Origin of the sequence: Streptomyces sp. CS113, from assembly GCF_002188365.1 — a bacterium.
Classification (GTDB): Bacteria; Actinomycetota; Actinomycetes; order Streptomycetales; family Streptomycetaceae; genus Streptomyces; species Streptomyces tendae.
In genome coordinates this window covers 5,990,692-6,002,620 of record NZ_KZ195574.1, presented here as the reverse complement: position 1 = coordinate 6,002,620, position 11,929 = coordinate 5,990,692, and the positions used below count along the sequence as shown (strand labels likewise).

Genomic DNA, 11,929 nt, shown 5'->3' with positions numbered 1-11,929 from the left:
CCCGGCACGGCCCCGGTCAGACGAGCGTCACGGTGATGTTGCCGCGGGTCGCCTTGGAGTACGGGCAGACCTGGTGGGCCTTCTCGACCAGCGACCGCGCGGTGGCGGCGTCGACGGACGGGATCGCCGCGGAGATCTCGACGATGATCCCGAAGCCGTCGTCGTTCTTGCCGATGCCGACCTTCGCGGTGACGGTGGAACCGGAGATGTCGGCACCCTCCTGGCGGGCCACGACGCCGAGCGCGCCCTGGAAGCAGGCGCTGTACCCGGCGGCGAACAGCTGCTCCGGGTTGGTGCCGGCGCCGTTGCCGCCCATCTCCTTGGGCGGGTTCACGACGACGTCGAGCTTGCCGTCGTCGGTGGCCACCCGGCCGTCGCGGCCGTTCTCGGCGGTGGCGACGGCGGTGTAGAGGACTTCGGACTGCTGGATGGGCATACGGGTGTCTTCCTCCTCGGTCCGCCGTGACTCGCGCCCACGATCACGACGGATTTCGGAAAGACGCTACCGCATGCCGGAATCTTCGGGAAGTCAGAGCTTGACGATCATCTTCCCGGTGTTGTCGCCGCGCAGGACCCCGAGGAAGGCCTCCAGGTTGTTCTCGATGCCCTCGACGACCGTCTCGCGGTACTTCAGCGCGCCGGAGCGGACCCAGGGACCGACCTCCTCGACGAACTGCGGCTGGAGGTCGTAGTGGTCGCCGACCAGGAAGCCCTCGATGCGGCCGCGGGTCTGGATGAGGCGGGCGAGGTTCTTCGGGCCGGGCGCGGGCTCGGTGTTGTTGTAGACGGAGATCGCGCCGCAGATGGCGATGCGGCCGTTCAGGTTGAGGGAGCCGATGGCGGCCTCCAGGTGGTCGCCGCCGACGTTGTCGAAGTAGACGTCGACGCCGTCCGGGGCGGCGGCGCGCAGCTGCTCGCTCACCGGGCCCTTCTTGTAGTTGAAGGCGGCGTCGAAGCCGTACTCGTCGAGGAGCAGCTTGACCTTCTCGTCCGAGCCTGCCGAGCCGATCACCCGCGAGGCGCCCTTGAGCTTCGCGAGCTGCCCCACCTGGCTGCCGACGGCACCCGCGGCGCCCGAGACGAAGACGGAGTCGCCCTCCTTGAACGCGGCGGTGCGCAGCAGACCGGCGTACGCGGTGAGCCCCGTCATGCCGAGCACGCCCAGGTACGTCGACAGGGGCGCCGCGTCCGGGTCCACCTTGACGGCGTTCTTCGCGTCCACGGCGGCATACTCGCGCCAGCCGAAGAAGTGCAGGACGTGGTCGCCGACGGCGATGCCCTCGGCGTTCGAGGCGACGACCTCGCCGACCGCGCCGCCCAGCATGGGCTTGCCCAGCTCGTAGGGGGCGGCGTAGGACTTGGCGGCGCTCATACGGCCGCGCATGTACGGGTCGACGGAGACGTACAGGTTGCGCACCAGCACCTGCCCGTCGCCCGGGGTGGGGACCTCCGCCTCGACGAGCGCGAAGTCCTCGGGCTTGGGCCAGCCGACCGGGCGGGTGACCAGGTGCCATTCGCGGTTGACGGCGGGGAGGGCGGGGGAGTCGGTCATGGGGCACCTTTCCTGGGGCTTGCTCGGGGGTTTGCCTGCCGAGAATGTTTCATGCTCTGAAACAACCATGCGGCTGAACATTTCAGCTTGTCAAACAAATGGGTACCCTGGATTCCATGGCCACACCACGCGACACGACCCGCCGCCCCGACGCTCTCACCCTGGAAGTCGTCGAGCTGATCGGCGAGGTCGTGGCCCGCTTCCACGCCGACTACGAGGAGGCGGCGGCGGAGCGCGCGCTGACCGGGGCCCAGGCCAAGCTGCTGAGCCTGCTGTCGCTGGAGCCGCTGCCGATGCGGAAGCTGGCCCAGAAGCTGAAGTGCGAGCCGTCGAACGTCACGGGGATCGTGGACCGGCTGGAGGCGCGGGGGCTGGTCGAGCGCCGGCCCGACCCGGGCGACCGCCGGGTGAAGGTCGCGGCGGCGACGGAGGAGGGGCGCCGGGTGGCCCGGGGGTTGCGGGAGTCGCTGCGGTTCGCGCGCGAGCCGCTGGCGGGGCTGTCGGAGGGGGAGCGGGTGGCGCTGCGGGACGCGCTGGTGACGATGCTGCGGGACGACTGAACCGGCGGACGCGTCGCGGGGCGGACGCGTCACGGGGCAGTCCCGCCCCGGGGCGGTGCCCCCGACGGGGACGCGGCGGCACCGCCCGGGGAGCGTCGGGTGGAAGAACCGCTAGGCCGAAGGGCCGTCCGGGGCCGGGGTGGGTACGGCCTCCGCCGCGGGGGCCGGGACGCTCCCGGTGGTGGGCCGTGCCTCGCGCCACGGCAGGAGCGGCGCGCTGGCCACGCACAGCAGGCCGGCGACGAGCAGGGCCCCGCGCACCCCTGCCGCGGCGGCCAGGAGTCCACCGGCGAACATGAAGGCGGCCTGGCAGGTCTTGGCGCCGACGGACCAGGAGGTCGCGACGCGGGCCATGAAGGCGTCCGGCGTGGCCGCCATGCGGTACGTGGCGAACGACGGGTTGAAGACCCCGGCCGAGAAGAGCAGACCGAAGTCGACGGCCACGACGACGAGCAGGCCGAGGGCGCCGGAGGGCACCAGCGGCATGAGGATCACCCAGAACGAGCGCGCGACGCCGGAGAGCAGCAGCACGCGGCGCTCGCCGAAGCGCCGGGTGAGCAGCGGGGTCAGGCGGGCGCCCAGCACGCCGCCCAGACAGGGCGCTCCCAGGGCGAGGCCGTACTGCCACGGTGCCAGGCCGAGGTCGTCCAGCATGAGGACGGCCATCAGCGGCGAGGTCATCATGATGGACCCGCCGAAGAGCAGGGAGTTGAAGAAGAGCGGCCGCAGTCCCGGGTGCCGCAGGAGGTACTGCCACCCGGCGGCGATGTCACGTCCCGGGTGAGCGGTGCCGGCGCGTACCGGGGGCGCGGGTTCGGGCTGCCGGATGCGCCGGATGCCGAGCGCCGACCCGAGGAAGGAGAGCGCGTCGACCACCAGCGTGGCGGCCGCGCCCAGGGCCCCGATCAGCAGCCCGCCGACGGGCGGGCCCGCGCTGACGCTGATCCATCTGGTCGTCTCGAACGCGCTGTTGGCGCGGAGCCGGTGCTCGGGCAGGACGAGCGCCTTCAGATGCGCCCCGCTCGCCGCGTCGAACGCGACGGCCGCCGCCGTCTGGAGGACGCCGACGACGCACAGGTGGGCGAAGGTGAGCCGGTCGAAGGCCATGGCGACCGGGACGCTCGCCAGCACCGCGCAGCGGAGCAGGTCGGTGGCGATCATGACCGGCCGCTTGTACCGGTGCTCGATCCGCACGCCGAGCGGCAGGGCGATCACCCCGCTGGCCACCGCGGACAACGCGGCGAGCACGGAGACCTCCAGCGCCGAGCAGTCCAGTACCAGGAGGGCGATCAGCGGCAGCGCCCCCATGCCGACGGCACTGCCCACCGCGCTGACGGCGAAGGCGCCCCACAGTCGCCGGAAGTCCTCTCCCAGCGCGCTCCGCCGTACCAATCGAACCCCCTGGGGTATGAGGCCGCTCAGCGTAGCGACTCGGGCTTTCGCCCCACGACGCGTTCAGGCCGCCGTCGGTGGATCGGAGGCCCGGCACGGCGGGCTCAGGTGCACCACCACAGGAAGCGGTCGCAGGTTTCCGTCGGGGTCGGGTCGGGGGACTCCGGCGGGGCGGGGGTCGTCGCCGGGGGTGGGTCGTCGCTGGACTCGGGGGGCGACGGGTCCGGGTCCGCGGGGTCGGCCGGGTCCGGGGGCTGGGGGCGGGAGGCCGACGGTGGGGCGGAGTCGGTCGCCGTCCCGGACTCCGTCGTCTTCGGGGAGGACGACGGGGACGCCGACACCGTTGTCGACGCGGACGCGTCGGGGGGCGGTGTGGCCGAGGTCGCGGTCGTTCCCGCGGGGTCGTCGACCGGGACCGCCGACGCCTCGCCCACCTCGCGGGTCGCCTCGCCGTCCGTCGTCTCGCCGGCCGCTGCCGCCGGTTTCTCCGGGGAGTGCGGGGCGTCCGTGCCGAGTTCGGCGAGGCTCAGTCCCCCGGCCGCCAGGACGAAGCCCGCGGCGACGAGCAGGGTCCGGCGGCGGCGCCTGCGGTGTGCGGCGGCCTTGCGGTCGCGGCGGCTGGACCGGGCGCCGGGGGTGGCGTCGTCCGCGCCGTCGTCGGGGTCCTCGTCGGGCGCCGCCGCCTCGGCCGCGAGGGGCGGCGGGGTGTGCTCACCCACCGTCAGGTGAGGGTCGGAGGCGCTCGGTTCGTGGGCGGGCGTGCCGCACCCCGGGCAGGCGAGGGCGCCGTTGAGGTGCCGTCGGCACGGGTGGCAGTAGTCCATGACGCGGGAAGGTTAAGTTCCGGGACGGGCGCGTTCCTAGAGGCCACTGTGAAAGTTGTGTGGGGAAGCACTTCGCCGACGCCTCTCCCCCGCCTCGAAACTGCCGAAACCGTTATGGGTCCGACCCATTGACACTCCCCGCACCCCGTCCTTACTGTCACGCCAGCATTTCGAACGAGTGACGAAATATCGAACAGAGTGAAGGGCAGCCGCCGTGCGCATCACCGGAATCAGCACACACGTGGTCGGGACGCCGTGGCGCAACCTGACCTACGTCCAGGTGCACACCGACGAGGGCGTCACCGGAGTCGGCGAGACCCGGATGCTGGGGCACACCGACGCCCTCCTCGGCTACCTGAAGGAGGCCGAGGCCAACCACATTCTCGGTTCCGACCCGTTCGCTGTCGAGGACCTGGTCCGCCGCATGAAGTACGGCGACTACGGCCGCGCGGGCGAGATCGTGATGTCCGGCATCGCGGTCGTCGAGATGGCGTGCTGGGACATCAAGGGCAAGGCCCTCGGGGTCCCCGTGTGGCAGCTGCTGGGCGGGAAGGTCACCGACAGGGTCAAGGCGTACGCCAACGGGTGGTACACCACCGAGCGGACGCCGGAGGCCTACCACAAGGCCGCGCAGGGGGTCATGGAGCGCGGGTACCGGGCGCTGAAGATCGACCCGTTCGGTACCGGGCACTTCGAGCTGGACCAGCAGCAGACGAACTACGCGGTCTCCCTGATCGAGGCCGTGCGGGACGCCATCGGGCCCGACGCCGAGCTGATGCTGGAGATGCACGGCCGGTTCTCGCCCTCCACCGCCGTCCGGCTCGCGCGGGAACTCGCGCCGTTCAAGCCGGCCTGGCTGGAGGAGCCGGTCCCGCCGGAGAACCTCAAGGCGCTGAAGAAGGTCGCCGAGAAGGTGGAGATCCCGGTCGCCACCGGTGAGCGCATCCACGACCGGATCGAGTTCCGCGAGCTGTTCGAGGACCAGTCGGTGGACGTCATCCAGCCCGACGTCGGCCACATCGGCGGTATTTGGGAGACCAGGAAGCTGGCCGCGACCGCCGAGACGCACTACACGCTCATCGCCCCGCACAACGTCGGCGGCTCCGTGCTCACCGCGGCCTCCCTCCAGGTCGGGTTCACCTCGCCGAACTTCAAGATCCTCGAGCACTTCAACGACTTCGCGGACGCGGAGATCAAGAAGGTCGTGAAGGGCGCGCCGCAGGTGGACCCGGAGGACGGGTGCTTCCACCTCTCCGACGCGCCCGGTCTCGGCGTCGAGCTGGACACCGACGCGGCGGCCGAGTTCCCGCAGCAGCAGGCCCGGTTCGACCTGTGGGCCGAGGGCTGGGAGCAGCGCAAGCCCAAGGCGGGCGGGGCATGAGCGGCGCCGTCGTCGTCGAGGCGCCGGGCGAGCACCGGCTCGTGCCGCACGAGCCGCGTGAACCGGGGCCGGGCGAGGCGCTGGTGCGGGTGCACGCCGCCGGGATCTGCGGCAGCGACCGCGAGGTCTACCAGGGCAACCGGCCCGAGGGATACGTGCGTTACCCGCTCACCCCCGGGCACGAGTGGTCCGGGACCGTGGAGCGGGTCGGTGCCGGGGTGCCGCAGGCGCTGGCCGGCCGGAAGGTCGTGGGCGAGGGGTTCCGCAACTGCCAGGTGTGCGACCGCTGTCACGCGGGCGAGACGACGCTGTGCACGGCCGGGTACGAGGAGACCGGGTTCACCCAGCCGGGCGCCATGGCGCCGACGCTGACGCTGCCCGCCCGACTGCTGCACGCCCTGCCCGACGACGCCGACCTCACCGCCGCCGCCCTGCTGGAGCCCGCGGCCTGCATCGCCGCCGCCGCGCTGAAGGCGAACGCCCGGCCCGGCGAGCGGGTCGCCGTGGTCGGCACGGGCACGCTCGGCATGTTCGCCGTGCAGTTCCTGCGCGCCGCCTCCCCCGCCGAGCTGCTGGTCGTCGGCACGCGCGGGGACCGGGAGGCGCTGTCGCGGCGGTTCGGCGCGACCGACTTCAGGACCAAGGACCGGCCGCTGCCGGACGACTTCGACGTCGTGATCGAGACCGCCGGGTCCGCGGACGCCGCGCGCACGGCCGCCGCGCTGCTGCGCCGCGGCGGGCGCCTGGTGCTGACCGGCATCCCGGCGCCGGGCGCCGACGGCCTCGACCCGACCGACCTGGTCGTACGGCAGCTGGAGGTGCACACGGTCTTCGGGGCGCCGCCGGACGCCTGGGCGCACACGGTGCGGGTCTTCGCGGCCGGGCTGCTCGATCCGCGGCCGCTGGTGACGCACGAACTGCCGCTCGCCGACTTCTCGGAGGCCATCGAGCTGGTGGGTTCCGGCGACCCGAAGGTCGGCAAGGTGCTGCTGCGCCCGGACGCCCTGCCCTGAGCCGTACGCCGGTGCGGGGGCGACCTGACGGCCTCCGCACCGGCGTACACCCAACGCAACGGACGTCGCACGCCCGGGCCGGCCACGCCCACGGCCGCGAACTTCGTCCGACATATCGAACACTAAGGAACGCTTGTGACCGACGCTTCCGCCACGGCCGCCGCACGCAGGCCCGGTGAGCAGGCCCTCACCGCCCTCGGCCTGGCCGCGCCCGCTCCCGACCCCACCGACGTCTCGCCGCACTCCTTCCCGGGCGGCGGCCGCTGGCGCACCGAGATCCCGTCCTGCGAGGGTCCGGAGGCGCTGGGGGTGGTGCTCAAGGAATCCTCGCGGCTCGACGTGCCGATCCACCGGATCAGCCAGGGCAGCGGGGTGTGGATGCTGACCGACGCCGAGATCACCGAGATGGTCGAGGCCACAGCCGAACGCGACATCGAGCTCTGCCTGTTCACCGGCCCGCGCGGCACCTGGGACATCGGCGGCTCCACCCGGACCGACTCGGGCGGCGCGGGCCTGAGGGCGCGCGGCCACGCCGCGGTCGCCGGGTGCGTCGAGGACGCGGTGCGGGCGAGCGAGCTGGGCGTCAAGTGCCTCCTCGTCGCCGACGAGGGCGTGCTGTGGACGCTGCACCGGGCCCGCGCCGCCGGCATCCTGCCCGCCGACACCACGCTGAAGCTCTCCGCGCTCGTCGGTCCGGTCAACCCGGCCTCGTACGCGGTGTACGAGCGGCTCGGCGCCGACTCCATCAACGTGCCCAGCGACCTGACGCCGGAGCACCTGACCGAAATACGTCGGGTTTCGGCCGCGCCGATGGACATGTACATCGAGGCTCCCGACGACCTCGGCGGCTACGTCCGCATGTACGAGGTCGCCGAACTGATCCGGCGCGGCGCGCCGCTGTACCTGAAGTTCGGCCTGTCCAAGGCGCCCGGGATCTATCCGTACGGCCACCACCTGCGGGAACTGACGCTGGCCACCGCGAAGGAGCGGGTGCGGCGCGGCCGGCTCGCCCTCGACCTGCTCGCCCGGCACGGTGCGGACGGCGACATGGCGCCGCTCGGCACCCGGCTGCCGGGTCCGCTCAACCGGTTCGAGATCTCGTCATAACGTTCCGGAAACTCCCTTCTCAAAAGACGACACGACCGCGCACAATCCCACACACCTGCCTCGCCGACCCAGCCCTCACCTCAAGGATGATGACCATGCGCAACCGCAGAGCCGCACTCGCCGCGATAGCCTCCGCCGCCTCGCTCGCCCTCACCCTGACCGCCTGCGGCCAGAGCGGCGAGGGCGGCAGCGAGGAGGACAAGTCGGGCAGCGACGGCGCCACCGTCGGCATCGCGATGCCGACCAAGTCCTCCGAGCGCTGGATCACCGACGGCGCCAACGTCGAGAAGGAACTGAAGGCCAAGGGCTTCAAGACCAAGCTGGTCTTCGGCGAGGACGACCCGGACCAGCAGGTCTCGCAGATCGAGAACATGATCACGCAGGGCGTGGACGCGCTGATCGTGGCCGCGATCGACAACAAGTCCCTCGGCAACGTCATGCAGCAGGCCAAGGACGCCGACATCCCGGTCATCTCCTACGACCGGCTGATCCTCGGCACGGAGAACGTCGACTACTACGCCTCGTTCGACAACGAGAAGGTCGGCGAGCTGCAAGGCGGCTACATCGTCGACAAGCTCGGCCTGAAGGCGGGCAAGAAGGGCCCCTTCAACATCGAGCTGTTCGCCGGCTCCAACGACGACAACAACACCCGGTACTTCTTCAACGGCGCGATGAAGGTCCTGAAGCCGTACATGGACAAGGGCCAGCTGGTCGTCCGCTCCAAGCAGACCGACCTCAACCAGGTCACCACCCTGCGCTGGGACGGCGGCACCGCCCAGAAGCGCATGGACGACCTGCTCACCTCCAGCTACCGCAGCGCCCGGGTCGACGCGGTGCTCTCGCCCTACGACGGCATCTCCATCGGCATCCTGTCCGCCCTGAAGTCGGACGGCTACGGCTCCGGCAGCAAGGCCATGCCGGTCGTCACCGGCCAGGACGCCGAGATCGCCTCGGTGAAGTCGATCAAGGCGGGCCAGCAGACCCAGACCGTCTTCAAGGACCTGCGCGAGCTCGCCAAGGTCGCCGCGAACATGGTCGACGCGGTCCTGGACGACAAGAAGCCCGAGGTCAACGACACCAAGTCGTACGACAACGGTGCCAAGGTCGTCCCCGCCTACCTGCTCCAGCCGGTCAGCGTCGACAAGAGCAACTGGGAGAAGGTCCTCGTCGACGGCGGCTACTACTCCGCGGACAAGCTCAACTAACCGGGCCCCCTCAAGGATTGGAAGGCACGACCATGGCGGGACCCGTCCTGGAAATGCGCTCGATCGTCAAGACCTTTCCCGGTGTCAAAGCGCTGTCGGACGTCACGCTGACCGTTCGCCAGGGCGAGGTCCACGCCATCTGCGGGGAGAACGGCGCCGGCAAGTCCACCCTGATGAAGGTGCTCTCCGGAGTACATCCGCACGGCAGTTACGAAGGTGACGTCCTCTTCGAGGGCGAGACCTGCCGGTTCAAGGACATCCGGGCGAGCGAGCAGCACGGCATCGTGATCATCCACCAGGAGCTGGCCCTGGTGCCGTACCTGTCGATCGCGGAGAACATCTTCCTCGGCAACGAGCACGCCAAGCGCGGACTGATCAACTGGAACGACACCCTCAGGCACGCCACCGAACTGCTGCGCCGGGTCGGTCTCGACGAGCACCCCGAGACCCGCGTCGCCGACATCGGCGTGGGCAAGCAGCAGCTGGTGGAGATCGCCAAGGCGCTGTCGAAGAAGGTGAAGCTGCTCATCCTCGACGAGCCCACGGCGGCGCTCAACGACGAGGACAGCGGCAAACTCCTCGACCTGATCCTTCAGTTGAAGGAGCAGGGCATCACCTCGATCATCATCTCGCACAAGCTGAACGAGATCCGCCGGGTCGCCGACTCGGTCACGATCATCCGCGACGGGCGCTCCATCGAGACGCTCGACGTGAAGGCCGCGGAGACGACCGAGGACCGGATCATCAGCGGGATGGTCGGCCGCGACCTGGAGAACCGCTTCCCGGAGCGGACCCCGCACCAGCCCGAGGAGGGCACGGCCCCGGCCCTGGAGATCCGCAACTGGACCGTGCACCACCCCATCGACCAGCAGCGCAAGGTCGTCGACGACGTCTCGATCGAGGTGCGGCGCGGCGAGATCGTCGGCATCGCCGGACTCATGGGCGCCGGCCGCACCGAACTGGCGATGAGCGTCTTCGGCCGCACCTACGGCCGGCACGCGGGCGGCACGGTGCTCAGGGACGGCAGGGAGATCCGTACGAAGACCGTCCCCGAGGCGGTCGGGCACGGGATCGCCTACGTCACCGAGGACCGCAAGCACTACGGCCTCAACCTCATCGACACCATCAACCGGAACATCTCGCTCACCGCGCTGGGCAAGGTCTCCAAGCGGGGCGTGGTCGACGAGCACGGCGAGCGGCAGGTCGCCGAGGACTACCGCAAGTCGATGAACATCAAGGCGCCGACCGTCTTCGAGCCGGTCGGCAAGCTGTCCGGCGGGAACCAGCAGAAGGTCGTCCTCAGCAAATGGATCTTCGCGGGTCCCGAGGTGCTGATCCTGGACGAGCCCACCCGCGGCATCGACGTGGGCGCCAAGTACGAGATCTACACGGTCATCGACCGCCTGGCGGCCGAGGGCAAGGCGGTCGTGTTCATCTCGTCCGAACTGCCGGAGCTGCTCGGCATGTGCGACCGCATCTACACGATGGCCGCGGGGCGGCTGACCGGTGAGTTCTCGCGGGCCGAGGCCTCACAGGAAGCGCTGATGCGGCAGATGACGAAGGACAAGATGGACCGGAAGGACGAAGAGGTAAGCCGATGAGCACCGACGTGACCGCCAAGACCCCGGCACCGGCGCCGCCCGGCGATGAGGGTTCGGCCTCCGGCGGCGGACTGCTGCACCTGATGCTCGACGGCATGCGCCGCAACATGCGCCAGTACGGCATGCTGATGGCCCTCGGCCTGATCGTGGTGCTGTTCGCGGTGTGGTCCGACGGCGACCTGCTGCTGCCGCGCAACGTCTCCAACCTGGTGTTGCAGAACAGCTACATCCTGATCCTCGCGATCGGCATGATGCTCGTCATCATCGCGGGCCACATCGACCTGTCGGTGGGCTCACTGACCGCCTTCGTCGGCGCGACGGCCGCCGTCCTGATGGTCAACCACGACCTGCCCTGGCCGGTGGCGGTGATCCTCTGCCTGGCCATCGGTGCCGCCGCCGGCGCCGTACAGGGCTTCTTCATCGCCTACCTCGGCATACCGTCGTTCATCGTGACCCTCGCGGGCATGCTGCTCTTCCGCGGTCTGACGGAGATCTTCCTCAAGGGCCAGACCCTCGGCCCGTTCCCGAAGGACCTCCAGAAGATCGCCAACGGCTTCCTGCCCGAGGTCGGCCCGAACACCAACTACCACAACCTCACCCTGCTGCTGGGCTTCGCCCTGATCGCCTTCGTGGTCTACCAGGAGGTCCGCGACCGCAAGCGGCAGCAGGAGTTCGCCCTCGAGGTGCCGCCGCTCAACCTGTTCCTGCTCAAGCTGGTCGCGCTGATCGCCGCGGTCCTCGTGGTCACGCTGCTGCTGGCCAGCTACAAGGGCGCCCCGATCGTGCTGCTCATCCTGGGCGTGCTGGTGGTCGGCTTCGGCTACCTGATGCGCAACGCGATCATCGGCCGCCACATCTACGCCATCGGCGGCAACCTGCCGGCGGCCAAGCTGTCGGGCGTGAAGGACAAGAAGGTCACCTTCCTGGTCTTCCTGAACATGGGCATGCTCGCGGCCCTGGCGGGTCTGGTCTTCGCCGCCCGCTTCAACGCGGCCTCGCCCAAGGCGGGCCTCAACTTCGAGCTGGAGGCCATCGCCGCCTCGTTCATCGGCGGCGCGTCGATGAGCGGCGGCGTCGGCACGGTCCTCGGCGCGATCATCGGCGGTCTGGTCCTGGGCGTGCTGAACAACGGCATGAACCTCGTCGGCATCGGCACCGACTGGCAGCAGGTCATCAAGGGCGCGGTGCTGCTGGCGGCGGTCGGGTTCGACGTGTGGAACAAGCGCAGGGTCGGTTCGTAACGGATCTCGGGCCCCGCCACTCACGGCGGGGCCCGCTTCTTCTCACGGAAGTA

The 11,929-nt window shown here is 70.5% G+C and carries 11 protein-coding genes; 7 read left to right on the top strand and 4 right to left on the bottom strand.

Going from position 1 to position 11,929, the window contains the following annotated elements; translation table 11 throughout:
• Nucleotides 1-16: 16 nt before the first annotated feature.
• Both B9W62_RS26810 and B9W62_RS26805 read right to left on the bottom strand, forming a co-directional pair.
• Nucleotides 17-436 (bottom strand): organic hydroperoxide resistance protein, encoded by a 420-nt coding sequence (locus B9W62_RS26810; RefSeq protein WP_087809555.1) that lies wholly within the window; start codon nucleotides 434-436, stop codon nucleotides 17-19.
• A gap of 93 nt (nucleotides 437-529) precedes the next feature.
• On the bottom strand, nucleotides 530-1,552 hold the full coding sequence (locus B9W62_RS26805; protein WP_087809554.1) for an NADP-dependent oxidoreductase: 1,023 nt from the start codon (nucleotides 1,550-1,552) through the stop codon (nucleotides 530-532).
• A gap of 116 nt (nucleotides 1,553-1,668) precedes the next feature.
• Here B9W62_RS26805 and B9W62_RS26800 point away from each other — a divergent pair, with 116 nt between their 5' ends.
• Nucleotides 1,669-2,112, top strand: a complete 444-nt coding sequence (locus tag B9W62_RS26800; RefSeq protein ID WP_087809553.1) for a MarR family winged helix-turn-helix transcriptional regulator — start codon at nucleotides 1,669-1,671, stop codon at nucleotides 2,110-2,112.
• A gap of 111 nt (nucleotides 2,113-2,223) precedes the next feature.
• On the opposite strand, the gene B9W62_RS26795 is transcribed toward B9W62_RS26800, so the two are convergent.
• On the bottom strand, nucleotides 2,224-3,504 hold the full coding sequence (locus B9W62_RS26795; RefSeq protein ID WP_087809552.1) for an MFS transporter: 1,281 nt from the start codon (nucleotides 3,502-3,504) through the stop codon (nucleotides 2,224-2,226).
• A 104-nt stretch (nucleotides 3,505-3,608) separates the two neighbouring features.
• Nucleotides 3,609-4,328 (bottom strand): SCO2400 family protein, encoded by a 720-nt coding sequence (locus tag B9W62_RS26790; RefSeq protein WP_087809551.1) that lies wholly within the window; start codon nucleotides 4,326-4,328, stop codon nucleotides 3,609-3,611.
• 214 nt (nucleotides 4,329-4,542) lie between these two features.
• Between B9W62_RS26790 and B9W62_RS26785 the strand changes: the two genes are divergently transcribed.
• From B9W62_RS26785 to mmsB, 6 genes are all read left to right on the top strand, one after another.
• Nucleotides 4,543-5,709 (top strand): mandelate racemase/muconate lactonizing enzyme family protein, encoded by a 1,167-nt coding sequence (locus tag B9W62_RS26785; protein ID WP_087809550.1) that lies wholly within the window; start codon nucleotides 4,543-4,545, stop codon nucleotides 5,707-5,709.
• Nucleotides 5,706-6,722: a zinc-dependent alcohol dehydrogenase gene (locus B9W62_RS26780; RefSeq protein ID WP_087809549.1), complete on the top strand. Its 1,017-nt coding sequence runs from the start codon at nucleotides 5,706-5,708 to the stop codon at nucleotides 6,720-6,722. Before B9W62_RS26785 ends, B9W62_RS26780 begins: the two co-directional genes overlap by 4 nt.
• Nucleotides 6,723-6,857: 135 nt before the next feature.
• On the top strand, nucleotides 6,858-7,829 hold the full coding sequence (locus tag B9W62_RS26775; RefSeq protein ID WP_087809548.1) for a hypothetical protein: 972 nt from the start codon (nucleotides 6,858-6,860) through the stop codon (nucleotides 7,827-7,829).
• A gap of 95 nt (nucleotides 7,830-7,924) precedes the next feature.
• Nucleotides 7,925-9,034 (top strand): multiple monosaccharide ABC transporter substrate-binding protein, encoded by a 1,110-nt coding sequence (gene chvE, locus B9W62_RS26770; protein WP_087812122.1) that lies wholly within the window; start codon nucleotides 7,925-7,927, stop codon nucleotides 9,032-9,034.
• Between the two features lie 32 nt (nucleotides 9,035-9,066).
• A complete protein-coding gene (gene mmsA, locus B9W62_RS26765) occupies nucleotides 9,067-10,635 on the top strand; it encodes a multiple monosaccharide ABC transporter ATP-binding protein (RefSeq protein ID WP_087809547.1) in 1,569 nt (522 codons plus the stop codon).
• Nucleotides 10,632-11,876, top strand: coding sequence for a multiple monosaccharide ABC transporter permease (gene mmsB, locus B9W62_RS26760; protein ID WP_087809546.1), 1,245 nt, complete (start codon nucleotides 10,632-10,634; stop codon nucleotides 11,874-11,876). Before mmsA ends, mmsB begins: the two co-directional genes overlap by 4 nt.
• The last annotated feature ends 53 nt before the right edge of the window (nucleotides 11,877-11,929 follow it).

Bases quoted from the DNA above. Each gene is read 5' to 3' on its own strand.
- B9W62_RS26810 (WP_087809555.1), bottom strand. From the start codon at position 436: ATGCCCATCCAGCAGTCCGAAGTCCTCTACACCGCCGTCGCCACCGCC.
- B9W62_RS26805 (WP_087809554.1), bottom strand. From the start codon at position 1,552: ATGACCGACTCCCCCGCCCTCCCCGCCGTCAACCGCGAATGGCACCTG.
- B9W62_RS26800 (WP_087809553.1), top strand. From the start codon at position 1,669: ATGGCCACACCACGCGACACGACCCGCCGCCCCGACGCTCTCACCCTG.
- B9W62_RS26790 (WP_087809551.1), bottom strand. From the start codon at position 4,328: ATGGACTACTGCCACCCGTGCCGACGGCACCTCAACGGCGCCCTCGCC.
- B9W62_RS26780 (WP_087809549.1), top strand. From the start codon at position 5,706: ATGAGCGGCGCCGTCGTCGTCGAGGCGCCGGGCGAGCACCGGCTCGTG.
- chvE (WP_087812122.1), top strand. From the start codon at position 7,925: ATGCGCAACCGCAGAGCCGCACTCGCCGCGATAGCCTCCGCCGCCTCG.
- mmsA (WP_087809547.1), top strand. From the start codon at position 9,067: ATGGCGGGACCCGTCCTGGAAATGCGCTCGATCGTCAAGACCTTTCCC.
- mmsB (WP_087809546.1), top strand. From the start codon at position 10,632: ATGAGCACCGACGTGACCGCCAAGACCCCGGCACCGGCGCCGCCCGGC.